We start from the raw sequence: 22,477 nt of genomic DNA, 5'->3' as shown, positions 1-22,477 counted from the left end.
TGTCGTTGCCCGCTTCGCCTTTGGGAGAGCTTCGTGACCACCCCGGAGATCTGCGGCGTCGTGCTCGCCGCCGGTGAGGGCCGGCGTCTGCGCCCGCTCACCGAGACCGTGCCCAAGGCGCTCTGCCCGGTCGGCAACCTGCCGCTGCTCGACCACGCGCTGCGCCGCCTCGCCGGGCTCGGCCTGACCGGCCCCGGCCAGGTCGCCGTCAACGCGGCCTATCTGGCCGACCAGGTGGTCGCGCACGCCACCGGCCGCGCACACCTCTCCGTCGAGCTGGACGGCCCGCTCGGCACCTCCGGCGGCGTCGCCCGGCTGAAGGCGTGGATCGACGGCCGAGGCGTGCTGGTCGGCAACGCCGACGCCTACCTCACCGATCCGTTCCGCGAGCCCGGCAAGGACATCGCGGCGCTGCTGGCCGGCTGGTCCGGTGACACGGTGCGGATGCTGACCAAACCCTGCCGCCCGGGCGAGACCGGTGGGTTCAGCGGGAACCGCTTCGCCGGCTTCTCCCTGATCCCGTGGCGCTTCGTCGCCGATCTCGACGATCAGAATCACGACCTGGTGCGTACGGTGTGGCGCCCGGCCGAGGCGGAGAACGCGCTCGAACTGGTCGGCTACGAGGGCCTCTACCTGGACACCGGCACGCCCGCCCTCTACCTGGAGGCGAACCTGCACGCCGCCGGCGCGGGCCTGATCGACCCGGCGGCCGAGGTCACCGGCACCGCCGTGGAATCGGTCATCGGGGCCGGCGCCCGGGTGGCCGGCGCCGTGACCCGCTGCGTGATCTGGCCCGGCGCGACCGTCGCGTCGCACGAGACGCTCACCGACGTGATCCGCGCTCCGGGTGGGCTCACCGTCCCGGGAGTCTGATCTACCCGAGGCTGTCAGGCGGCGGTGTGGATAGCATGGTCGCGGAATGTTCGGCCGCATGGGTGAGGAGACCTCAGGTGAATACCGCGATCGTCCACATCGACTGCGCCACCGACTCGATTCCTGAGGTCGCGGAAGCGCTGGCCGCCCTCGACGGGGTCAGCGAGGTGTATTCGGTGGCCGGCAACGTCGATCTGATCGCGATCGTGCGGGTGCCGCGGTTCGACGACATCGCCGAGGTCATCGCCGGGCGCATCTCCAAGACACCTGGCGTGATCAACACCGAGTCGCACATCGCGTTCCGGGCGTATTCGAAGCATGACCTGGAGGACGCGTTCGCCATCGGCCTCCCCGACGCCGACTGAGAGCCGCTCCCCGCTCGACGGGCGCTCCCACCTCCGCGACTACACCCTGAGTGCCAGTCCGCGCCCCGGCTGGCACTCACGGCTGCCCACAGCCCCCGACACAACCCTGAACGCCAGCCCACACACCCGGCTGGCACTCACGGCTGCCCACAGCCCCCGAGACAACCCTCAGCGCCAGCCCACACAGTCGGCTGGCACTCACGGCTGCTCACAGCGCCTCGGACCAGCCCTGAGCGCCAGCCCGCACACCCGGCTGGCGCTCAGGGCTGGTCGCACGACACGGCGACAGTCCACCCACGCGACGGCCCGGACTACGCGACGGCGGCGCGGCCGCTTCCGGCTGTGAGCGGGCGGGCGCGAGCGGGCCGGCGGGCGTGCGCGAGCGGGCGCGGGCAAGCGAGCGGGCGCGGGCAAGCGAGCGGGCGGGCGCGGGCGGGCCTGCGAGCGGGCGCGGGCGGGCGAGCGCGGGCGGGCCTGCGAGCGGGCGCGGGCGGGCGAGCGCGGGCGAGCGGGCGAGCGGGCGGACGGACGGGCGGGCGGGCGGGCGGGCGGGGCCATGGTCGTACCACCGCATCGGCGGCATGGGGCACGGCGGACCGTGAGGAAAAGCGAAGCGGCCCGCCGGCAAAGCCGACGGGCCGCACTCGTGAACCGCACTCAGCGCTTGGAGCCGATTTCCTCGCGCTTGGAGCTGGTGATCGGGGCAGGCGAGACCGGAGCCTCGGCCGGCTTCTCGACCGGGAAGAAGAAGCCCTTCACGGCCGGCGCCAGCGCACCGATCTTGTTCATCTTCTTCGGCACGACCCAGCCGCGGTACTCCAGCGGGATCGGGTGGCCGTGGTCGTCCACCGGGCCGAGCGGCTGGTGGATCTCGACGAACTTCCCGTTCGGCAGACGCTTGATGATGCCCGTCTCCACGCCGTGGGCGAGGACCTCGCGGTCGTGCTGCTGCAGGCCGAGGCAGATCCGGACCGACAGGTAGTACGCGATCGGCGGAACGATCAGCAGGCCGATGCGGCCGGCCCAGGTCATCGCGTTCAGGCTGATGTGGAACTTGTCGGCGATCACGTCGTTGGCACCGGAGAGGGTCGCGACGGTGAAGAACGACAGGGCCATCATGCCGATGCCGACGCGCTCCGGATTGTCCCGGGGACGCTGCAGCAGGTGATGCGACTTGGTGTCCTTCAGCTTCCGCGCTTCCAGCCACGGGTAGGCCATCGGCAGCGTGAACAGCGCGCCGAGGCCGACGACGGCCGGCCAGAACAGCGGCGGCAGGCTGTACGGCCCGAAGTAGATCTGCCAGTTCGGCATCAGCCGGACCAGGCCGTCCATGAACATGACGTACCAGTCGGGCTGGGACGCGGAGGAGACCTCGGCGGCCCGGTACGGCCCGAAGTTCCAGATCGGGTTGATCTGGAAGAGACCGGCCATCAGCGCGATGACACCGAAGACGGCCATGAAGAAGCCGCCCTGCTTCATCGCGTACCTCGGGAACATCCGCTCGCCGACGACGTTCTCGTTGGTCCGCATCGGGCCCGGCCACTGGGTGTGCTTCTGCTTGAACACGATGCCCAGGTGGACGCTGATCAGCGCGAGCAGGATGCCCGGGATGAGCAGCACGTGCGCGATGTAGAACCGGCCGATGATCAGCTCGCCCGGGTACTCCCCGCCGAAGATCGCGGCGGACAGCCAGGTGCCGATGACCGGGAGGGACAGCATGATCGCGGAGGCGATGCGGAGACCGGTGCCGGAGAGGCCGTCGTCCGGCAGCGAGTAACCGGTGAAGCCGGCGAAGAACCCGAGCAGGAACAGCAGGACGCCGATCACCCAGTTGATCTCACGCGGCTTCCGGAATGCGCCGGTGAAGAAAACACGCGCCATGTGCACGATGATCGACGCCATGAACAGCAGCGCCGCCCAGTGGTGCATCTGGCGCATGAACAGACCACCGCGCACCTCGAACGAGAGGTGCAGGGAGGACGCGTACGCCGAGGACATCTCGGTGCCGCGCAGCGCCAGGTACGACCCGTCATACGCGACCTCTTGCATCGACGGGTCGAAGAAGAGGGTCAGGAAGACGCCACTGAGCAGGAGCACGATGAACGAGAACAGCGCGATCTCGCCCAGCAGGAACGACCAGTGGTCAGGGAAGACCTTGTTCAGCAGACCACGGAGCGGGGTGGCCGCCTGGAAGCGGTCATCGGCGCCCTTGGCGAAGTTGGCTGTTGCCTCGGCTGGATCGAGCTTTCGGCGTTTCACGGCCGCTCCCAGAAGTCGGGTCCGACAGTGTCCTTGAAGTCAGACGTTGCCACAAAGAAACCTTCATCGTCCACCGACAGCGGCAGCATCGGCAGACGCCGGGTAGCCGGACCGAAGATCGGCTGCGCGTTGTCGACGATGTCGAACTGCGACTGGTGGCACGGGCAGAGCAGGCGGTTGGTCTGCTGCTCGTACAGGCTGGCGGGGCAGCCGGCGTGGGTGCAGATCTTCGAGTAGGCGACGTAGTTGCCCCACATCGAACCCTTGTTGCGCCCGTTCTTGTCACCGTCGGCCGCCGCGCGCGCGGTCGCCGCGTCGTCGGCACGCAGGTGGATCAGCAGGGTCGGCGAGTCCGCGTACTTGTTCGTCGCGCCGCCCGGGATGGCCGGGTAGACGGTCAGCTGACCGCCGGCGCTGACGTCCTCGGGGCGGATCGGCGAGCCGTCCTCGCGGGACAGCCGGACCGGCTTGTTCCCGTTCGGCACGGGGTCGAAGCCGGTGCGGTACATCATCGGCTCGGGGTCGCCGTGCGGGTTCTTGATCAGACCGCCGACCAGCGGGGCCGCCGCGGCCAGCCCCAGCGGGGCCATGCCGAGCGCGATCGCGCCCTTGAGCAGCGGGCGCCGCTGCACGCCGAGCTCGTCCGCGACGTACATCGCGGTCTGGCCCGTGATCAGCCGGTCCTCGTCGCTGGACGGGTCGCCGTGGCGCTGCTGGATCGAGAGCTCGTGCGGCAGCAGCTTCTTCGCCCAGGCGAGGATCGCGATGCCGAGCGCGAACAGCGAGATGCCGAGGGTCACGCCCAGGATCGGGGTGTAGTAGTCGCTGCGGGTGTGACCCATCTCGAACTTCCAGGGCCACACGATGTAGAACACCAGGAAGGCGAGCGCGAACAGGCCGGCGATCAGGAACAGCAGGCTGATGCTGCGGACCATCCGCTTCTCGGCCTTGGAGTTCGGCCCCTGGAACTGCGACTCGTACGTGACGATCTCGATGTCGTCGCGCCGCAGGCCCTCCTTCACGATGTCGAAGCGGGTGAGCTTCGGATCGTGCACGTCGACCGGAGTGCCGGTCCCGCCGTGGTGCGCCGTGGTCATGACTTCCCCGCAATCCAGAGCGACGTGAAGACCAGGATGGTGATGCCGACCAGGAAGATCGCCACGCCCTCGGTCGCCGGACCGTAACCACCCAGGTTGAAGATGCCGCCCGGGTCCTTGTTCTCCTGCAACTGCTTCGTGATGTACGTGATGATCTCGCGCTTCTCGTCCGGCGAGATCTGGTTGTCACCGAAGACCGGCATGTTCTGCGGGCCCGTCAGCATCGCCTCGTAGATGTGCTCGGCGGTGACGTCGTGCAGGCTCGGGGCGAACTTCCCGGACGACAGAGCGCCGCCGGCACCGGTGAAGCTGTGGCAGGAGGTGCAGTTGACCCGGAAGAGCTCGCCGCCCCGGGCCAGCGCCTCGGGGTTCTCCTTCAGGTCCACGGTCAGGTCACCGGCCGGAAGCTCCGGGCCGCCGCCGATCTCCTGGATGTACTGCGCGAGCTGCTTGGTCTCGTCCGGAGTGAACTGCGGCTTCTTCTCCTCGGCCTGAGCCTCCTGGCGGGTCATCGGCATACGGCCGGTGCCGACCTGGAACTCGACCGAGGCGGAGCCGACGCCGATCAGGCTGGGGCCACGATCGGTGACACCCTGCCCGTCCCGCCCGTGGCAGGTGATGCAGCTTTGGTCGAACAGTTCCTTGCCCTGCTGCGCGGCAGTGGAGAGCTGGGTGTTGTCCTCGGCGAACGCACCGGGCGCGAAGGCGGTGTAGACGCCGCCGGCGAGCGCGAGCGCCGCGAGCATGCGCACCGCCGCGCCGATCCGCCGGCGTGCCCGGCTGGGCGCGCCGCGGCGCCGGGAGAACACCCGGGCGCGCCTGCGGGCGGGGGTGTCAGAAGTCATGGGCTTATGTCCCTCTGGTTTGAACCTGAAGCTCAGCGGATTGCGGCGTTCACTTAAGCCAATAGATCATGGCGTACAGCGCGATCCAGACCACATCCACGAAGTGCCAGTAGTAGGACACGACGATCGCGGACGTCGCCTGGGCCGGGGTGAAGCGCCCCATGGTCGTACGGATCATGTAGACGATGAAGGCGACGAGACCGCCCGTCACGTGCAGACCGTGGAACCCGGTGGTCAGGTAGAACATCGAGCCGTACCCGTCACCGTTGAGCTTCACGCCCTCGTGGACCAGGTTGCGGTACTCGTTCGCCTGGCCGAGCACGAAGATCAGGCCCATCACGAAGGTGATCGTGAACCAGCGCCGCAGCGCGAACACGTCACCCTTCTCCGCCGCGAAGACGCCCAGCTGGCAGGTCACCGAGGAGAGCACCAGGATCGTCGTGAACGTCGTGGCGTACGGGATGTTGAGCTCTTTGGTGTGCTCAGCCCACATCTCGGGCGCCGCCGCGCGAATGGAGAAGTACATGGCGAACAACGCCGCGAAGAACATGAGCTCGCTGGAGAGCCACACGATCGTCCCGACGCTGACCATGTTCGGCCGAGTGAGCGAGTGGATCCGGCTCTTGTCGATGGCTGCCGCTGTCACGGGCTCATTATTCCCCCGCGGTAGCTCCAAGGTCAGGCGGGGTCCCTAATCCGGCACTGTGTGCAGCCCGGAATCTTCGGTGACCAGCCGGTAGGTCTAGCTTCGAGGGGTGCAGTCAGTCGAAATGCCCCCGCTGGCGGACGCCGCCGGGGATACTGAACTTCCGCCGTTCACGGCGGCCGCGATCTTCACGCACTTCCACCTGGTCAGCCTGATCGCCGTGGGACTGCTGGTGTCGGCGGCGCTGTACCTGTACGGGGTGCAGCGCCTGCGGCAGCGCGGTGACGAGTGGCCGGCCGGGCGGACCGTCGCGTTCCTCGCGGGTGGACTCGGTTCGATCGCGGCGGTGTCGGTGACCGGCATCGAGGCGTACGACACCACGCTGATCTCCGTGCACATGGTCCAGCACATGGTGCTGTCCATGGTGGGGCCGATCTTCCTGGCCCTGGGCGCGCCGACCACTCTGGCCCTGCGCGTCCTGCACGGTCAGCCGCGCAAGGTGCTGCTGGCAGTGGTCCACAGCCGGTACGTGCGGGTGCTGACGTTCCCGCTGGTCGCGTTCGGACTCTTCATCGCGAACCCGTTCGTGCTCTACTTCACGCCGTTGTACCGGCAGACCTTGGAGCACGCGTGGCTCCACGAGTTCATCCACATCCACTTCCTGATCACCGGATGTCTGTTCTTCTGGCCGCTGCTCGGGCTCGACCCGCTGCCGAACCGCTGGCCCTACCCGGGGCGAGCGTTGCTGATGGTGCTGTCGGTGCCGTTCCACACCGTGCTCGGGCTGACGATCATGCAAGCCACGGACCTGCTGGGCGGCGACTGGTACCCGAACCTGCACCTGAGCTGGATGGACCCGCACAGCGACCAGGTCACGGCGGGCGGCATCCTCTGGGCCGGCGGCGAGATCGTCAGCGTCACCATGCTCGGCATCCTGGTGGTCCAGTGGATCCGCCAGTCGGAGCGGGAGGCCCGGCGGATCGACCGTGCGCTGGACCGGCAGGAGATGCAGGACGCGGCCGCCGCCACGGCCGGAGAGAAAGCCCCCCGACCGGACCCGGACGCCGGATAACAGATCCGATACGATCCGTGGGACCTCCGAGGTGAAGTGGGGCACAAAGATGAGCGACACAGGCGCTACTCAGTTCACGGTTCTGCTATACAGCGACGACGCCGCGGTCCGCGACCGGATCCGGCTGGCCATCGGCCCGCGTCCGGCGGCCGACCTCTCCATCGAGTTCACCGACGCCTCCTCGTGGGAGGAGTGTCGGCGGCTGCTCGACGACTACGAGATCGACCTGATGGTGCTCGACGGTGAGGCGACCCCCGCCGGCGGGCTCGGCATCGCCCGTCAGACCAAGGACGAGTATCAGGACCCGCCGGCCACCTGCGTCGTGATCGCCCGCGCGGCGGACCGCTGGCTGGCGGCGTTCTCGCAGGTCGACGCGACCCTGCTCGCCCCGCTCGACCCGGTCACCGCCGGTCAGACGGTGGCGCGACTGCTCCGCGACCGCAAGGCGGGCGCGGTGCCGCTGGGCGCCCTGCCCCGCACCTGACCGCTCTGCACTGACACCCCCCGACGGAGGCCCCGCCATGGGCGCACGCACCTGGCCCAATCTGACCATGTCCCTGCTCCGCGGCGAGGAGCTCGCCACCACGGACACGGCGTGGGCGATGGGCGAGATCATGGCGGGCAACGCCACGCCGGCCCAGATCGCCGGTTTCGCCGTGGCCCTGCGGGCCAAGGGCGAGACGCCGGCCGAGCTGGCCGGCCTGGTCCAGGCGATGCTCGCCAACGCCACCCTGGTGGAACTGCCCGCCGAGGTCCGCACCTCGGCGGTCGACGTGGTCGGCACCGGGGGCGACCGGGCCAACACGGTGAACATCTCCACCATGGCGGCGATCGTCACCGCCTCCGCCGGGGTCATCGTCGTCAAGCACGGCAACCGGTCGGCGTCGTCCACCACGGGCACCGCCGACCTGCTGGAGCACTTCGGGATCCCGCTTGACCTGGGCCCCGCCGGGGTGAACCGGACGGTCGCGGAGGCCGGCATCGGGTTCTGCTTCGCCGCCCGCTACCACCCCGGCATGCGGCACGCCGCGGTGACCCGGCGCGAGCTGGGCGTTCCCACGTTCTTCAACATGCTCGGCCCGCTGACCAACCCGGCCCGGCCCACCGCCGCCGCGGTCGGCTGCTTCGAGCCGCGGATGGCGCCGGTGATGGCCGAGGTGTTCGCCCTGCGCGGCGACTCCGCCCTGGTCATGCGCGGTGAGGACGGGCTGGACGAGTTCACCACCGCGGCGCCGACCCGGGTCTGGATCGCCCGCGACGGCAAGGTCGAGGAGCTTCTCGTCGACGCGACCGAGGTCGGCCTGGCCCGCAGCCAGCCGTCCGACCTGCGCGGCGGCGACGTGGCCTTCAACGCGGACGTCGCCCGGCGCGTGTTCGCCGGCGAGCACGGGCCGGTCCGCGACGCCGTGCTGGTCAACGCGGCCGCGGCGTTCGCGGCTCGCAGCGGCTTCCCCGGCGACTTCCGGGACACTCTGCGGGCCGGCATCGCGCGGGCCGCCGAGGCGATCGACTCGGGGGCGACGACCGCGCTGCTGGAGCGGTGGGTCGCTGCCGCGCAGGCCGCCAAGAAAGCCGAATAGACCCCATTTGGCGTACGCGGGCGGCGCCGCCCGTCCGCACCCGCCCGTCACCCCGGGTCCAGCCGCGCCCGGCACTCCCTGACCGCCGGACGGCCCCGGGGATCACGGGTTTCAGCCGGCGCTCACGGCCGCTCCCGCGACACACCCCTGGTCCACCATCCGCTGGCGCTCAGAGCCGCCTTCACGGCCCGGACACACCCCTCAGCACCAGCCGCCAGGTCTCGGCTGGCACTCAGGGGTGCCACGACGGCCCGGACACATCCCCGCGACATCAGCCGCAGGGTGGGATTGCGGGGAGTGACTGGGGCACTACCTGCTGAAAAATCCTGAAAAAGACCGCAACACGCCGCCGGTGATGCTCGGCATCCGCCGGTGGACGTGACAGCGTTTGAAGGACATTCGGGTAATCCCACCTTCCGAACGAAGGAGAAGCCCGTGCACGAACGCGAACAGCGCTGCGTCATCTGCGACGGCGACATGCTCTTCGAGACGCCGCCCTGCGAGGACGGTCACGACGACTGCCCCGAACTGGTCTGCACCCGCTGCGGCGCGGCCGAGGTGGTGGCCCCGATCGTCGTGCACCTGTGGATGGAGCCCAAGGACCGTCCGCGCCGGATCGCCCCTCAGCAGCGCACCGCCGCCGCCTGACCCAGCCCCGCCCGACCCGGCCCCGCCGATCCGCAGGGCTCAGGTGCCGACGCCACTCAGCCGCGCCCGCAAGGCTGGCCCCACTCCAGGCCCGGCGCCACTCAGCCGCGCCCGCAAGGCTCGCCCCCACTCCAGGCCCGGCCGCGGCTCACGGTCTTCAGCTGGTGCTCATGGCTGTTATTCGTGCCTCATAACAGCCATGAGCACCAGCCGGGGCCGTGAGCGCGTCGCTGCCGTGCCCATCGGCCTCGTCGCGGGCTTGTCCGGGCGGGACTGTGCGGGAGGGCCTGGCCGTGGGCGGGTTTGCTGCTCTGACCGGGACCAGCCACGGAGATCGCCCTGGAGGGCTTTGCGTTCTGGCCGCGCCAGCGGCCTGCGAAGCCCGCAAGGGTCCCCGCGGGAGCAGCGCAGAAGGACCACAGCGGACGTAGGCAAGAAAGCATGTGATCTTCGTCGTGGCGGTGGGGACGCAGGGGCCCGCGGAAAGGGACGAAGCCCGCGTCTCCGGGTGGAGGCGCGGGCTTCGCGGTGAAGCTGAGGGTCAGTGCTCGGCGGGCTGCCGGGTGCTGGAGTAGTACTCGAAGAGCATGCCGCACGCCGTGAAGATCACCGCGACCAGGCCGAAGGCGAGCAGCCACCACATCCAGAAGACCAGGCCCAGGCCGGCGACCGCGGCCGAGAGCGCGATGCCGAACGGCCAGTACGACCCGGGGCTGAAGAAGCCCAGCTCGCCGGCGCCCTCGGCGATCTCGCCGTCCTCACGGTCCTCCGGGCGCAGGTCGATGCGGCGGGCGACGAACCAGAAGAAGCCGCCACACATCGAGCAGAGCAGACCGGAAAGGATCAGCGCGACAGTGCCGACCCACTCGACGCCGCCCTCGAAGCTGGCGTTGATGCTCTCGCCGCCGTCGCCGCCGGTGGGAGCGGTCGCGCCGGTGTAGATGCCGTAGACCGCGGCCGCGCCGAAGAGGAACAGGGCGACACCCAGGAAGATCTTGTATTCGGTACGCATGTCAGTCCCCTACTTCCCCGCGGCGACGTTCGAGTCGCCCTGGTTCCAGCTGTGCGTGCCGCGGCGGGTGTCGAACGGCTGGGTCTTCGTCGAGTACGGCTGCTCGCCGATGGCGGTCAGCGCGTCCTGAGTCGACTTGCCGGCCTTCTTCGCGGCGAGGAACTGGTCGAACTTCTCCGGCGTCGTCGCGACCATCTCGAAGTTCATGAACGCGTGGTACGTCCCGCAGAGCTCCGCGCACCGGCCGACGTACCGGCCCTCCTTGTCGAGGGTCACCTCGAAGACGTTCCGGATCTTGCCCGGCATGACGTCCCGCTTGAACAGCAGCTCCGGCACCCAGAACGAGTGGATGACGTCGGCGCTGGTCTCCTCGAAACGGATCTTCTCGTGGGTCGGGACGACCAGGATCGGGATCACGTCCGACGAGCCGATGGTGGACGCGACAGTGTTCGCGTCCTTACCCATGCCGTCGCGGTAGTTGAACTGCCAGTTCCACTTGAACGCCTTGATCTCGACGATCTGATCAGGGTTCCTCGACAGCTTGTCCACGTCGGTCTGCACGATCGCCGTGTAGTAGAAGAGCACCGCGACGATCAGCACCGGCGTGACCGTGTAGAGGACCTCCATCGGCATGTTGAACCGGGTCTGCACGGGCAGCTCTTCGCCGCGCTTGCGATACCGGATGATGCACCAGAAGATCAGGCCCCAGACGCCCACGCCGACGATCAGCGCGGCGATCACCGAGGCGATCCACAGGTCGTACATCTTGTGCGCCTGAAGGCTCACACCCGGGCCGGGCCATCCGAAGTGGCCGAACTTGCTCCCGACGTCCTCCACCGAGCACCCGGCGAGCATCGCCAGCAGCAGCGCGCCACCGAGACCCAGCCCGGCCGCCCGGCCAATCGCCCGCGGCCGTGTGGCCGAACTCCTTGCGCCCACCTGCTTCTGCCTCCTTAGCAGCGCCGCCCGCCCTGCCGAAACCGGACACCTGGCGGCAAGGCTCACCGACGGTCGCACACTACTCGACCAGGAGCGGGCTACCCGCCACCGGGGGGCTCACGCCAAGGTCCTCGAAGAAACACCGGTCAACCGGACGATACCGTTCCCTGTGTGGATTACACAGGCGATCCGGCGGTCTACATGGACGCGGCCAGCGCCGCGCCGCTGCATCCGGTGGCCCGGGAGGCCCTGCTCGCGGCGCTCGCCGACGGCTGGGCCGACCCGTCCCGCCTCTACGCGGCCGGCCGGCGGGCCCAGCAGCTGCGCGAGGCAGCCTCCGCGGTGGTCGCCGAGATCCTGGGGGTCCGGACGGACGAGCTCTCCTTCTGGCCCTCCGGCACCGCCGCGGCGCAGGCAGCGGTGCTCGGCGGCCTGGCCGGGCGCAAGCGCGCGGGCCGTGTCCTGGTCCATTCGGCGATCGAGCACTCCACAGTGCTGCACGCCGCCGGGACGGCTGAGGCCCGTGAGGTGGGTGTGGACCGGCTGGGCCGCCTCGACCTGGACGCCTGGTCCACCGCGGTCGCCGGTCCCGGGGTCGCGCTGGCGAGCCTGATCAGCGCCAGTCACGAGGTCGGCACGATCCAGCCGGTGGCCGCCGCCGCGGAATACTGCGCGGAATCCGGGGTGCCGCTGTTCGTCGACGCCGCCCAGTCGGTCGGCCGGGTCCCGGTGCCGCCCGGCTGGTCGTTGCTGAGCGCGAGCGCGCACAAGTGGGGCGGGCCGCCCGGCGTGGGCGTGCTGGTGGTGCGCAAAGGGGTGCGATGGATCTCACCGTCCCCGCAGGATGATCTTTATCGCCCCGGCGCGCAGGGCGCGGCCGACCTGCCGGCGATCGTGGCGGCGGCGGCGAGCCTGCGGGCGGTGACCGCCGGGGCGCAGGCCGAGGCGGTACGCCTGAGCGCGCTCGTCGACCGCATCCGCGAGCGGGTCGCGGCCACCGTGGAGGACGTCGAGATCGTCGGGGACCCGGTCGGCCGGCTCCCCCACCTGGTGACCTTCAGCTGCCTCTACGTGGACGGTGAGGCGCTGCTGCACGCGCTGGACCGGCACGGGTTCGCGGTCTCGTCCGGCTCGTCGTGCACGTCGTCGACGCTGCGGCCGAGTCACGTGCTGGAGGCGATGGGCGTGCTCAGCCACGGCAACGTGCGGGTCTCGCTGCACTCCGGGGTCACCGAGGCGGAGGTGGAGCGCTTCCTGGCGGTGCTGCCCGCCCTGGTCGCGGAGATCCGGAAGGAGGCCGGGCTCTGATCACGCTGGACTGCCTCGGGCAGAAGTGTCCGCTTCCGATCATCAAGCTGGCCCGGGCGATGCCGGGGGTGGCGATCGGCGGGGTCGTGCGGGTGCTCGCTGACGATCCGGCCGCGGCCAACGACATTCCCGCCTGGTGCCGGATGAAGGGGCAGGAGTTCGTCGCCGGCCACGGCCACACGTTCGACGTGCGCCGGGTCAGCTGAGGTAGCTGACCACCTGGGGGATCGGATCCTTGGCCAGGTACGTGTCGACGACCAGGCGCGGCCCCAGATACGGCTCGTACTCCGACTGGCGCTCCAGCACGCGCACCCAGTCCGGGACCCCGTCGTGGTCCCGGGTCTCGTAGCGGGCCTCGACCCGGCGCCGGTGCTCGGTGTCGTCGCCGCAGACGACCTCGACCACGCGCAACGGCACCGCCATCCGCTCGGCGAGATCGACCCACAGCTCGCGGGCCGCCTTGACCGGGTTCACCGCGTCGATGATCACGTGGTGGCCGATCCTGAGCTGCTCCTCGGCGAGGGCGGCGACCACCCCGTACGCCGCGTGGCCCGGCCGGGACTCCTGCACGCCGTACCGCTGGAGGGTGAAGTCGACGATGTCGACGGCGAGCACGGCGGCCGGCAGCTCGGTCGCGACAGCGCCGGCCAGCGTGCTCTTGCCGACCCCGGGCAGGCCGGCAAAAACGGCTAGAACCATGGTTGGAGTTTCTACCCTCAGGCCGGCAGATGCGGGGTGATCTCGGCGGCGGCCGCTTCCCCGTACGCCGCGGTGAACCGCTTGACGAACTCGGAGGGCCGGACGTCGTACTCCTGGGTTCCGACGGTCTCCAGGACCAGCGCGGCGACCAGCGAGCCGACCTGGGCGGAGCGCTCCAGCCCGAGACCCCAGGACAGGCCGGAGAAGAAGCCGGCCCGGAAGCCGTCGCCGACACCGGTCGGGTCCTCGCCGAGCACGTCCGGGACGACCGGCACGTGGATGCGCTCGATGCCCTTGCCGGTGATCTCCACGCCGTCCTTGCCGAGCGTGGTGACCCGGATCTTGACCTCGTCGAGCACCTGGTCCGAGGTGAGGCCGGACTTGGACTCCAGCAGGGAGCGCTCGTACTCGTTGCAGAGCAGGTACTCCGCGCCGCGGATCAGGCTCAGCACGTCCGACCCGTCGACCCGGGCCAGCTGCTGCGACGGGTCGGCGGCGAACTTGTAGCCCCGGGTGCGGCACTCCTGCGAGTGACGGATCATGGCGGCCGGGTCGTTGGCGCTGATCAGGACCAGGTCGATGCCGCCGAGACGCTCGACGACCGGGGCCAGCTCGATGTTGCGGGCCTCGGACATCGCGCCGGCGTAGAACGAGGCGATCTGGTTCAGGTCGTCGTCGGTGGTGCAGACGAACCGGGCGGTGTGCGCCACGTCGCTCACGTGCACCGAGTCGCAGTCCACCCCGTGCCGCTCGAGCCAGGACCGGTAGTCGGCGAAGTCGGCGCCGACCGCGCCCACCAGGATCGGCCGCAGACCGAGCTTGCCCATCCCGAACGCGATGTTGGGGGCGATGCCGCCCCGGCGCACGACCAGGTCGTCGACGAGGAACGAGAGCGAGACCTTGTGCAGTTGGTCGGCGATGAGCTGGTCGGCGAACCGGCCCGGGAAGTGCATCAGGTGGTCGGTGGCGATCGAGCCGGTGACGGCGATCTTCATGGCGGCCCTCAAAGTTGGGGAATCAGGGGTCGTTACGGCTAGAGCCTACCGGGCGGTTACATGGAACAGGCCGCCCCGTGAACGGGACGGCCTGTTACCGAGAAATGCTGGATCAGTGGAACGAGTCACCACAGGCGCAGGAGTTCTGCGCGTTCGGGTTGTCGATCGTGAAGCCCTGCGCGTCGATCCGGTCCGCGAAGTCGATGGTGGCGCCCGCCAGGTACGGCGAGGACATCCGGTCCACCACGACCTCGACCCCGTCGAAGTCGCTCACGACGTCGCCGTCGAGCGAACGCTCGTCGAAGAAGAGCTGGTAGCGCAGGCCGGAGCAGCCACCGGGCTGTACGGCAATACGCAGGCGCAGGTCGTCGCGCCCTTCCTGCTCGATCAGGGCCTTGACCTTCACAGCCGCGACGTCGGTCAAGATGACGCCGGTCGGGGCGGTCGCCTCGGTCGACTCGGTGTGCGCTTCAGTGGTCACTAGGTATCTCCCTGCCAGGTGCGGTCATGTGCCGTACCAGGCAACGCTAACCCCATTCCGGGAGATTCCCAATCTCGGCGGGTCACAGATCACCTCGACCACTGGCGCGCGATCCGCTCGGAGAGTTCCCGCAGGCCGCGTGCGGGTTCGGCCATCGCCTGATCGACCGAGCCGAAATGCTCCACGAGCGTGTGCGTCTCGGTCACCCCGGCCGCCGACGCCTCCCGGTGCCCGGTCTCGTTGCGCCCGGCCAGCACCACGCACGGCAGGCCACGGTCGCGCGCGCCGGCGGCGATCCCGGCCACCACCTTCCCGCGCAGCGACTGGTGGTCGAAACTGCCCTCGCCGGTGATCACCAGATCCGCCGCGTCCAGCTCGCGGTCCAGCCCGATCAGGTTGCCGACCAGGCCGATCCCCGAGGCCACCTGCGCTCCGAGCGCGATCAGGGCGGCCCCGAGACCGCCGGCCGCGCCCGCACCGGGCCGCGCCGCGAGATCTTCGACACCGAAAGCCTTCTCCAGTACGCCGGAGAAGTGCTCCAGCGCGGCGTCCAGCCGGAGCACGTCGTCGCGGGTCGCGCCCTTCTGCGGGCCGAAGACGTTGCTGGCGCCGTGCAGGCCGGTCAGCGGGTTGTCCACGTCGGTGGCCGCGACCAGGGTGACCTGACGCAGTTGCGGGACGCCGCCGAGCGCCGCCGCGGTGATCAGCGGGGCGCCGCCGTAGGGAAGCGCGTACCCCGCCGCGTCGACGGGGGCGGCACCCAGCGCGGCGAGCATGCCGGCGCCCGCGTCGTTCACGGCCGAGCCGCCCAGGCCGACCACCACCTGCGAGGCCCCGGTCTCGACCGCCGCGGCCAGGAGCAGGCCCAGGCCGTACGAGGTGGTCGTGTTGGGGTTGCGCTCCTCGGTCGTCAGCAGGTGCAGGCCGCAGGCCTGAGCGCTCTCGACGTAGGCGACCCCGCCGGCGTGCAGGATCTCCCCGAGCGCCGGCCGACCGAGCGGGTCGACGGTCCGCACCGGGATCCGGCTGCCCGGCAGCGCGGTGGCGAGCACCTCGACGAAGCCGGGGCCGCCGTCCGCGAGCGGGCGCAGCACCAGCTCGTCGGCAGGGACGGACCACCCATCGGCGACGGCTCGGGCGACTTCGGGGGCAGACAGGGTACCGGCGAACTTGTCCGGACAGATCAGTACGCGCACTCCAGGAGTGTGGCAGCACACAGCAGCCTTCTCAGCCCCTGTGCAACGATGAATCTCGTGACGTCGACCTGGACCGAACCCGGAAACACCCCCGTTGCCCTGCTGCTTCTCGGCAAGGGCACCGACCCGGCGAGCGAGCGGGGCGTGGACTGCCCCGGCGATCTGCCGGCCCCCAGCGACCCCGATCTGGTCGCCCGCGCGACGGCGGCCAAGGCCGCGCTCGGCGACCGGGTGTTCGTGCTGGGGCATCACTACCAGCGTGACGAGGTGATCCAGTTCGCCGATGTCACCGGTGACTCGTTCAAGCTGGCCCAGCAGGCCGCGGCCCGCCCGGAGGCGGAGTTCATCGTCTTCTGCGGCGTGCACTTCATGGCCGAGAGCGCGGACATCCTGACCAAGCCCGAGCAGCAGGTGATCCTGCCCGACCTGGCGGCCGGCTGCTCGATGGCGGACATGGCCGTGCTGGGCCAGGTGGAGACCGCCTGGGAGCACTTCCAGGACCTGGGCATCGCGAACGACATCGTGCCGGTGACCTACATGAACTCGTCGGCCGACATCAAGGGTTTCGTCGGCCGCAACAAGGGCGTGGTCTGCACCTCGTCGAACGCCAACCGCGCGCTGACCTGGTCGTTCGAGCAGGGCTCCAAGGTCTTCTTCCTGCCCGACCAGCACCTGGGCCGCAACACCGCGGTGCTGGAGATGGGCTTCGACCTGGACGACTGCGTGCTCTACGACCCGCACAAGCCGAACGGCGGCCTCACCGGCGAGCAGCTGCGGAACGCGCGGATGATCCTGTGGCGCGGGCACTGCTCGGTGCACGGCCGGTTCACCATCGACAGCGTCCGTGAGGTCCGTGAGCGGGTGCCGGGCGTGAACGTGCTGGTCCACCCGGAGTGCCGGCACGACGTGGTGCGCGCGGCGGACTACGTCGGCTCGACGGAGTACATCATCAAGGCGCTCGACGCCGCGCCCGCCGGCTCGGCCTGGGCGGTCGGCACCGAGCTGAACCTGGTGCGCCGGATGGCCCTGGCCCACCCGGACAAGCAGATCATGTTCCTCGACCGGACGGTCTGCTACTGCTCGACGATGAACCGGATCGACCTCCCCCATCTGGTGTGGACCTTGGAGGAACTGGTCGCCGGTCGCGTGCCGAACGTGATCAAGGTCGACGAGAAGACCGCGCACGAGGCCCGTGTCGCGCTTGATCAGATGCTCGCCTTGCCGTAACGCTCCGTAGCCGGGCAATACCCGTACCGTTGGGTAATTGCCCGGCTACTTCGTTTCTCCGCCACGCCAGGACTGGCGAACTTGTCACTCAGCGCTATGCTTCCCCGGTTGCAGAAACGGGTACCCCCGCCCGAGTTCCTGCCCCTCGATCACCGGGCGCTGAGCGCCCGCCGGCTGGAGGTTACGTTGACCGACGATGTCCTGATCGTGCACGGCGGCACGCCGTTGCAAGGACAGATCCGGGTCCGTGGCGCCAAGAACCTCGTCTCCAAGGCGATGGTCGCCGCCCTGCTCGGCGAAACGCCGAGCCGGTTGTTCGACGTCCCGCGCATCCGCGACGTCGAGGTCGTCCGCGGCCTGCTCGAACTGCACGGCGTCAAGGTCAGTGACGGCGCCGAGGACGGCGAGCTGGTCATGGACCCCACGAACGTGGAGAGCGCCAGCACCGACGAGATCAACGTGCACGCCGGCTCCAGCCGGATCCCGATCCTGCTCTGCGGCCCGCTGCTGCACCGGCTCGGCCACGCGTTCATCCCGGACCTCGGTGGCTGCCACATCGGCCCGCGGCCGATCGACTTCCACATCAAGGCGCTGCGCGAGTTCGGCGCGGTCGTCGACAAGACGCCCGAGGGCATGCACCTGAGCGCCCCGAACGGGTTGCACGGCGCCAAGCTGGAGCTGCCCTACCCGAGCGTCGGCGCCACCGAGCAGGTGCTGCTCACCGCGGTCCGCGCGGAGGGCGTCACCGAGCTGCGCAACGCCGCGATCGAGCCGGAGATCATCGACCTGATCTGCATCCTGCAGAAGATGGGCGCGATCATCACGGTGCACACCGACCGGATGATCGAGATCCAAGGCGTGCCCCGTCTGTACGGCTACGAGCACAAGCCGATCCCGGACCGGATCGAGGCCGCCAGCTGGGCCGCCGCCGCGCTCGCCACCCGTGGCGAGATCGAGGTGATCGGCGCCCGGCAGGCCGACATGATGACGTTCCTGAACGTCTACCGGAACATCGGCGGCGAGCTGAAGATCACTGACGACCGCGTCGCGCGGCCGGGCGTGTCCGGCGCCGAGGGCGGCATCAAGTTCTGGCACCCCGGCACCGAACTCAAGGCCGTGGCGCTGGAGACCGACGTGCACCCGGGCTTCATGACCGACTGGCAGCAGCCCCTGGTCGTCGCCCTGACCCAGGCGCGCGGCATCTCGATCGTGCACGAGACGGTGTACGAGCAGCGGCTCGGCTACACCGAGGCGCTCAACTCGATGGGCGCGACCATCCAGGTCTACCGGGACTGCCTCGGCGGCACCCCGTGCCGGTTCGGCCGCCGCAACTTCATGCACTCCGCGGTCATCGCCGGCCCGTCCAAGCTGCACGCGGCCGACCTGGTCATCCCCGACCTGCGGGCCGGCTTCGCGCACCTGATCGCGGCGCTGGCCGCCGAGGGCACGTCGCGGGTCTACGGCGTGAACCTGATCAAGCGGGGCTACGAGGACTTCGAGCAGAAGCTGGCCGCCCTGGGCGCTCACGTCGAGCGTCCCTGAGCTGCGATTACGTCTCGATCAACGGCGCGGTGTGTGACACACCGCGCCGTTTGGCTACGCTCGTGTCGTGTCCCCGCTGTTTCGCCGCAAGGCTGCCGACCTCGTCGAAGACGCCACCTCCTCGGTAACCGAGGAGACGTCGGCCGACAACCGCCGCAAGAACTACACGCCCAGCAAGAAAGAGCTGGGTGTGGTCACACCGAAGCGCGCCCCGCAGGGCCGCCGGGTGGAGGCGGTGCCGGCCGACCGCAAAGAGGCGGCCAAGCTGATGCGCGAGAGGCAGCGCACCGAGCGGGCGCAGGCCTCCGAGGGCATGCGCAACGGTGACGAGCGTTACCTGCTGGCCCGCGACCGCGGCCCGGAGCGCTCGCTGGTCCGCGACATCGTCGACTCACGGCGCACCGTCGGGTCGTTCTTCATCGCCGGCGCGGTGATCGTGATGGTCGGGTCGGTGGTCCGGCTCCAGGCCGTCCAGCTCGCCAGCAACGTGCTGTGGGCGCTGCTCGCGCTGGCCGTGGTGGTGGACAGCATCTTCATCTCGCAGCGGATCAAGAAGGTCGTGAAGGCCCGCTTCCCGGAGACCGGTCAGCGGATGGGGTCGCTCTACCTCTACGGGATCATGCGGGCGCTGACGTTCCGCCGGATGCGCGTCCCGAAGCCGAAGGTCGAGCTCGGCGCGAAGATCTGAACCAGAGCTTTCCCGAAGCCCCGGCGCCCTGCGTGCCGGGGCTTCACCCTTTTCAAGACCCTGCTCCGGTACGTCGTGAGCAGGCCCCGCCACGGGCCGCGGCGCACCGCAGACCCGGCCGGCACGTGGCAGGCCCGGCTGGCACTCAGGGTTGTATCCCGGCCCGGAAACAACCCTCAGCGCCAGCCGGCACCAGGCGTGGCAAGCCGGCTGGTGCTCGCGGGTGCATCCCGGCCCAGAAGCACCCCTGAGGGCCAGCTGGGGACGGTGGGCGGGGGGTCAGCCGGCGTAGAGGCGGGCTACGACGTCCTCGATGTCGGGCTCGACCACGGACAGGTCCCGGATGGGGACGGCCGCCACCAGGTCGGCGACCGCGGCGCCCGCGGTCACGCCGTCCAGCGCGAACGTGACGCGGTGCCGGTCGGCCTCGACGCCGATCAGCGTGGCGCCGGGCAGCTCGAAACCGGGCGGGAGCGGGGACGAGAGGTCGGCCACCAGGCTGCGGCGGGAACCGTAACGGGCGTGCAGCGCCTCGATCGTCCCGTCGTGCACCACCCGGCCGTGGTCGATCACGACGAGGCGCTCGCAGAGGCGCTCGATGTCGGCCAGGTCGTGCGTGGTCAGGACGAGCGTGACGTCGCCGGTCGCGCCGAGCTCGGCCAGGAACGAGCGGACCGCCTGCTTGCTGACCACGTCCAGGCCGATCGTGGGCTCGTCCAGGAACAGGACCCGCGGGCCGTGCAGCAGCGCCGCCGTGAGCTCCCCGCGCATCCGCTGACCGAGGGAGAGCTGGCGGACCGGGGTGTCCAGGAAGTCGTCGAGATCGAGCAGCTCACGGCAGCGGCGCAGCCGTTCCCGGTGCTCCGCGGCCGGCACCCGGTAGATGTGGCGGAGCAGGGCGAACGACTCGTGCAGCGGCAGGTCCCACCAGAGTTGGGAGCGCTGCCCGAACACCACGCCGATGCGCAGGGCCAGCTTCGTGCGCTGCGGAACCGGGCGCAGGCCGCACACCTCCACCTCGCCGCCGGACGGGGAGAGCACGCCGGTCAGCATCTTCAGGGTGGTGGACTTCCCGGCGCCGTTCGGCCCGATGTAGCCGACCATCTCGCCGGCCCCGATGCTCAGCGAGACTCCGGCGACCGCCTCGACGACGCGTTTCTCCCTGCGGAAACGGCCGCTCTTGACCCGTACGGCGAAGTCTTTTCTCAGGTCCTTGGTCTTGATCATGAACCGGTGCTCCTGTATTGACGGATGCCGACGCGCCACATGATCGCGGCGATGGTGGCCGCGCCGAGCGCGACCAGTGGCGAGGCGAACCCGGCCCAGGCCGGGAGACCGAGCGGATCGGCGTGGCCGAGAAGGGCCAGGGCCGGCTGATAGGAGACGAAGGCGAAACCGAGCGCGTACGCGAAAAGGCCGCGGAACGCCGGGCCGTAGACGGTGATCGGATAGGACGCGAAGTCGCGCCCGCCATAGGTGAACGCGCTCCCGATCTCCCCCGACTCGACCCACCAGAACGCGAGGCTCGCGCTGATCACGAAGATGGCGCTCATGAACACGGCACAGGACAGCGGCGCGAGGGTGATCAACACCACTCGGGACGGGGTCCAGTCGATGTCGTTGAGGCCGAGCGCGACGCCGAGCATGGTCAGGCCGAAGATCACCCGCAGCACCTTGCGCATCGGCAGGTCCATGAGCAGCAGCTGCGGCAGCACGCCGAGCGGGCGGACCAGCACCGCGTCCAGGGTTCCGGCGCGGACGTACGTCTTGAGCCGGTCCACGTTCCCGACGACGAAGTCGGCCAGCGAGAACCCGGCCGACGTCAGGCTGGTCACCAGCAGCGCCTCCGGCAACGCGAAACCGCCGATCCGGTCCGTCGCGCGGAACAGCACGAGCACGGAGAGCACGTCGAAGAAGGTCGCGCCGACGTTGACGACCATCTCGATCAGGAACGACACCCGGTAGGAGAACGCCGACCGCGCCTGGGCGCCGGCGAGCGCCACGTACGCCCGGAACTCACCCACCCTGCACCACCAGGCGGCGCTCGGCACGTTTCTGCACGAACCAGGCCAGGGCCAGAAGCGCGACCGCCCAGACGGCTTGGAGCGCGACCAGCCCCGCCTGCAGGGCGAGCCCGTCCCGCTCGGCGGCCACGTCCAGCGGCGTCTGCAGGATGCTCGGCATCGGCGTGGCCAGCCACAACGTCAGCGCCAGCTCGTGCGGCAGCAGCCGCAGCGGGAAGTAGAGGCCGCCCAGCACCCCGGCGCCGAGCACCCACAGCAGGATCGGGCCGCGCGCGTCGTGCAGCCAGTAGGCCGTCGCATTCACCAGATAGCGGCAACCGAAGCTGACCACGACCGCGAGCAGCACCGACACCAGGAACAACGGGACCGTCGTCCAGCGCTGCGGCAGATGTAGCGGGAAGCACAGGGCGCCGACCACGACCGGCACGACGAACCGGGTGAGCATCGCGTGCGCGGCACGGCCCAGGTCAGCGGCCAGATAGGCGGTCAGCGGGGACACCGGACGTAACAGATCGGCAGCGACGTCGCCCGTCCGGATACGTTCGGCGAGCTCCGCCCAGCCCCACAGCAGGACCACGCTGAGTAGTCCTTGACCGAACCACACGTACGTGGCGAGTTGCTCCGCGTCGTAGCCACCCGGCCGGCCGCCGAGCGCGCTCGCCGCCACCGCGAGCAGCACATAGCACCGCAGGTAGCCGAAGACCACATTGGTGAACGTTCCGGCTATGGTGGCCTGACGATAGGTGGTGTACCGCCGGAAACCCGACCCGGCCAGTGCACCGAAAGTAGTAATCCAGCCGCGCAACGGACCATCCGGAGAGATCGTGAGCACGCTGGCGTCCTTCCCGGCCACGCAGCTACTCTCCTTTCCACCAACCCGCAGTGAGCCGGGAGACTGTACCCGGGTCACCGGTCGGCGACGGCTCGATTTCTTGACACCCTGGAGTTCGCCGTGACGGAGCGTTGCCAATCGCCGGGCCG

General features: G+C 69.9%; 24 protein-coding genes. 11 read left to right on the top strand and 13 right to left on the bottom strand.

Annotation, left to right across the window (positions count from 1 at the left end; all coding sequences use genetic code 11):
- The first annotated feature begins 33 nt into the window (after window positions 1-33).
- Both Acy02nite_RS05370 and Acy02nite_RS05365 read left to right on the top strand, forming a co-directional pair.
- Window positions 34-873, top strand: coding sequence for a nucleotidyltransferase family protein (locus Acy02nite_RS05370; protein WP_203738660.1), 840 nt, complete (start codon window positions 34-36; stop codon window positions 871-873).
- A gap of 77 nt (window positions 874-950) precedes the next feature.
- Window positions 951-1,238: an Lrp/AsnC family transcriptional regulator gene (locus Acy02nite_RS05365; protein WP_185040226.1), complete on the top strand. Its 288-nt coding sequence runs from the start codon at window positions 951-953 to the stop codon at window positions 1,236-1,238.
- Window positions 1,239-1,895: 657 nt separating this feature from the next.
- Here the strand turns inward: Acy02nite_RS05365 and qcrB are convergent.
- Genes qcrB through ctaE form a run of 4 tightly spaced genes read right to left on the bottom strand, consistent with a single transcriptional unit; the run spans window position 1,896 to window position 6,085 of the window.
- On the bottom strand, window positions 1,896-3,497 hold the full coding sequence (gene qcrB / locus Acy02nite_RS05360) for a cytochrome bc1 complex cytochrome b subunit (RefSeq protein WP_203738659.1): 1,602 nt from the start codon (window positions 3,495-3,497) through the stop codon (window positions 1,896-1,898).
- Window positions 3,494-4,594 (bottom strand): cytochrome bc1 complex Rieske iron-sulfur subunit, encoded by a 1,101-nt coding sequence (gene qcrA, locus Acy02nite_RS05355; RefSeq protein WP_203738658.1) that lies wholly within the window; start codon window positions 4,592-4,594, stop codon window positions 3,494-3,496. The genes qcrB and qcrA overlap by 4 nt, the downstream gene beginning before the upstream one ends.
- Window positions 4,591-5,439 (bottom strand): cytochrome bc1 complex diheme cytochrome c subunit, encoded by an 849-nt coding sequence (qcrC, locus tag Acy02nite_RS05350; protein WP_203738657.1) that lies wholly within the window; start codon window positions 5,437-5,439, stop codon window positions 4,591-4,593. Before qcrC ends, qcrA begins: the two co-directional genes overlap by 4 nt.
- Before the next feature lie 49 nt (window positions 5,440-5,488).
- On the bottom strand, window positions 5,489-6,085 hold the full coding sequence (gene ctaE, locus Acy02nite_RS05345) for an aa3-type cytochrome oxidase subunit III (RefSeq protein ID WP_203738656.1): 597 nt from the start codon (window positions 6,083-6,085) through the stop codon (window positions 5,489-5,491).
- 124 nt (window positions 6,086-6,209) lie between these two features.
- On the opposite strand from ctaE, the gene Acy02nite_RS05340 reads away from it, so the two are divergent.
- The 4 genes from Acy02nite_RS05340 to Acy02nite_RS05325 all read left to right on the top strand — a co-directional run bounded on the left by Acy02nite_RS05340 (window position 6,210) and on the right by Acy02nite_RS05325 (window position 9,385).
- Window positions 6,210-7,157, top strand: coding sequence for a cytochrome c oxidase assembly protein (locus Acy02nite_RS05340; RefSeq protein ID WP_203738856.1), 948 nt, complete (start codon window positions 6,210-6,212; stop codon window positions 7,155-7,157).
- A gap of 49 nt (window positions 7,158-7,206) precedes the next feature.
- On the top strand, window positions 7,207-7,641 hold the full coding sequence (locus tag Acy02nite_RS05335) for a DNA-binding transcriptional response regulator (protein WP_203738655.1): 435 nt from the start codon (window positions 7,207-7,209) through the stop codon (window positions 7,639-7,641).
- Window positions 7,642-7,678: 37 nt separating this feature from the next.
- Entirely contained in the window at window positions 7,679-8,737 is a 1,059-nt protein-coding gene (gene trpD / locus Acy02nite_RS05330; RefSeq protein ID WP_203738654.1) for an anthranilate phosphoribosyltransferase, read from the top strand.
- Between the two features lie 435 nt (window positions 8,738-9,172).
- Window positions 9,173-9,385, top strand: a complete 213-nt coding sequence (locus Acy02nite_RS05325; protein WP_203738653.1) for a hypothetical protein — start codon at window positions 9,173-9,175, stop codon at window positions 9,383-9,385.
- A 541-nt stretch (window positions 9,386-9,926) separates the two neighbouring features.
- Here the strand turns inward: Acy02nite_RS05325 and Acy02nite_RS05320 are convergent.
- Window positions 9,927-10,397, bottom strand: a complete 471-nt coding sequence (locus Acy02nite_RS05320; protein WP_203738652.1) for a cytochrome c oxidase subunit 4 — start codon at window positions 10,395-10,397, stop codon at window positions 9,927-9,929.
- A 9-nt stretch (window positions 10,398-10,406) separates the two neighbouring features.
- Complete coding sequence (gene ctaC / locus Acy02nite_RS05315) at window positions 10,407-11,336, bottom strand: aa3-type cytochrome oxidase subunit II (RefSeq protein WP_438820861.1); 930 nt, start codon at window positions 11,334-11,336, stop codon at window positions 10,407-10,409.
- 201 nt (window positions 11,337-11,537) lie between these two features.
- Between ctaC and Acy02nite_RS05310 the strand changes: the two genes are divergently transcribed.
- Window positions 11,538-12,644 (top strand): cysteine desulfurase family protein, encoded by a 1,107-nt coding sequence (locus tag Acy02nite_RS05310; RefSeq protein WP_203738854.1) that lies wholly within the window; start codon window positions 11,538-11,540, stop codon window positions 12,642-12,644.
- The gene (locus Acy02nite_RS05305) at window positions 12,641-12,850 is read left to right on the top strand and encodes a sulfurtransferase TusA family protein (RefSeq protein ID WP_203738853.1); all 210 of its coding nucleotides are present in this window, start codon (window positions 12,641-12,643) and stop codon (window positions 12,848-12,850) included. The genes Acy02nite_RS05310 and Acy02nite_RS05305 overlap by 4 nt, the downstream gene beginning before the upstream one ends.
- Here Acy02nite_RS05305 and Acy02nite_RS05300 read toward each other — a convergent pair.
- The 4 genes from Acy02nite_RS05300 to Acy02nite_RS05285 all read right to left on the bottom strand — a co-directional run bounded on the left by Acy02nite_RS05300 (window position 12,843) and on the right by Acy02nite_RS05285 (window position 16,015).
- On the bottom strand, window positions 12,843-13,343 hold the full coding sequence (locus tag Acy02nite_RS05300; protein ID WP_203738651.1) for a P-loop nucleotide/nucleoside kinase family protein: 501 nt from the start codon (window positions 13,341-13,343) through the stop codon (window positions 12,843-12,845). The genes Acy02nite_RS05305 and Acy02nite_RS05300 overlap by 8 nt on opposite strands.
- A 17-nt stretch (window positions 13,344-13,360) precedes the next feature.
- A complete protein-coding gene (locus tag Acy02nite_RS05295; protein WP_203738650.1) occupies window positions 13,361-14,338 on the bottom strand; it encodes a carbohydrate kinase family protein in 978 nt (325 codons plus the stop codon).
- Window positions 14,339-14,450: 112 nt separating this feature from the next.
- Window positions 14,451-14,819, bottom strand: coding sequence for an iron-sulfur cluster insertion protein ErpA (gene erpA, locus Acy02nite_RS05290; RefSeq protein ID WP_203738649.1), 369 nt, complete (start codon window positions 14,817-14,819; stop codon window positions 14,451-14,453).
- Window positions 14,820-14,908: 89 nt separating this feature from the next.
- Window positions 14,909-16,015, bottom strand: coding sequence for a glycerate kinase family protein (locus Acy02nite_RS05285; RefSeq protein WP_203738648.1), 1,107 nt, complete (start codon window positions 16,013-16,015; stop codon window positions 14,909-14,911).
- A gap of 57 nt (window positions 16,016-16,072) precedes the next feature.
- Here Acy02nite_RS05285 and nadA point away from each other — a divergent pair, with 57 nt between their 5' ends.
- From nadA to Acy02nite_RS05270, 3 genes are all read left to right on the top strand, one after another.
- A complete protein-coding gene (nadA, locus tag Acy02nite_RS05280) occupies window positions 16,073-17,242 on the top strand; it encodes a quinolinate synthase NadA (RefSeq protein WP_203738647.1) in 1,170 nt (389 codons plus the stop codon).
- A gap of 138 nt (window positions 17,243-17,380) precedes the next feature.
- Complete coding sequence (gene murA, locus Acy02nite_RS05275) at window positions 17,381-18,784, top strand: UDP-N-acetylglucosamine 1-carboxyvinyltransferase (RefSeq protein ID WP_425548252.1); 1,404 nt, start codon at window positions 17,381-17,383, stop codon at window positions 18,782-18,784.
- 67 nt (window positions 18,785-18,851) lie between these two features.
- Window positions 18,852-19,472, top strand: a complete 621-nt coding sequence (locus Acy02nite_RS05270; protein WP_203738646.1) for a DUF3043 domain-containing protein — start codon at window positions 18,852-18,854, stop codon at window positions 19,470-19,472.
- Window positions 19,473-19,751: 279 nt separating this feature from the next.
- Here the strand turns inward: Acy02nite_RS05270 and Acy02nite_RS05265 are convergent, their stop codons facing one another.
- From Acy02nite_RS05265 to Acy02nite_RS05255, 3 genes are read right to left on the bottom strand one after another with little or no spacing between them, the layout of a single operon-like run.
- Window positions 19,752-20,699 (bottom strand): ABC transporter ATP-binding protein, encoded by a 948-nt coding sequence (locus tag Acy02nite_RS05265; RefSeq protein ID WP_203738645.1) that lies wholly within the window; start codon window positions 20,697-20,699, stop codon window positions 19,752-19,754.
- Window positions 20,696-21,496, bottom strand: coding sequence for an ABC transporter permease (locus tag Acy02nite_RS05260; protein WP_203738644.1), 801 nt, complete (start codon window positions 21,494-21,496; stop codon window positions 20,696-20,698). Before Acy02nite_RS05260 ends, Acy02nite_RS05265 begins: the two co-directional genes overlap by 4 nt.
- Window positions 21,489-22,349, bottom strand: coding sequence for an ABC transporter permease (locus Acy02nite_RS05255; protein WP_203738643.1), 861 nt, complete (start codon window positions 22,347-22,349; stop codon window positions 21,489-21,491). The genes Acy02nite_RS05260 and Acy02nite_RS05255 overlap by 8 nt, the downstream gene beginning before the upstream one ends.
- Between the last annotated feature and the right edge of the window lie 128 nt (window positions 22,350-22,477).

Origin of the sequence: Actinoplanes cyaneus (genome assembly GCF_016862095.1) — a bacterium.
Taxonomy (GTDB): Bacteria; Actinomycetota; Actinomycetes; order Mycobacteriales; family Micromonosporaceae; genus Actinoplanes; species Actinoplanes cyaneus.
This window is presented reverse-complemented; position numbering and strand designations above follow the sequence as displayed.

Bases quoted from the DNA above. Each gene is read 5' to 3' on its own strand.
- qcrA (WP_203738658.1), bottom strand. From the start codon at position 4,594: ATGACCACGGCGCACCACGGCGGGACCGGCACTCCGGTCGACGTGCAC.
- qcrC (WP_203738657.1), bottom strand. From the start codon at position 5,439: ATGACTTCTGACACCCCCGCCCGCAGGCGCGCCCGGGTGTTCTCCCGG.
- Acy02nite_RS05340 (WP_203738856.1), top strand. From the start codon at position 6,210: ATGCCCCCGCTGGCGGACGCCGCCGGGGATACTGAACTTCCGCCGTTC.
- Acy02nite_RS05335 (WP_203738655.1), top strand. From the start codon at position 7,207: ATGAGCGACACAGGCGCTACTCAGTTCACGGTTCTGCTATACAGCGAC.
- trpD (WP_203738654.1), top strand. From the start codon at position 7,679: ATGGGCGCACGCACCTGGCCCAATCTGACCATGTCCCTGCTCCGCGGC.
- Acy02nite_RS05320 (WP_203738652.1), bottom strand. From the start codon at position 10,397: ATGCGTACCGAATACAAGATCTTCCTGGGTGTCGCCCTGTTCCTCTTC.
- Acy02nite_RS05310 (WP_203738854.1), top strand. From the start codon at position 11,538: ATGGACGCGGCCAGCGCCGCGCCGCTGCATCCGGTGGCCCGGGAGGCC.
- Acy02nite_RS05300 (WP_203738651.1), bottom strand. From the start codon at position 13,343: ATGGTTCTAGCCGTTTTTGCCGGCCTGCCCGGGGTCGGCAAGAGCACG.
- Acy02nite_RS05295 (WP_203738650.1), bottom strand. From the start codon at position 14,338: ATGAAGATCGCCGTCACCGGCTCGATCGCCACCGACCACCTGATGCAC.
- Acy02nite_RS05265 (WP_203738645.1), bottom strand. From the start codon at position 20,699: ATGATCAAGACCAAGGACCTGAGAAAAGACTTCGCCGTACGGGTCAAG.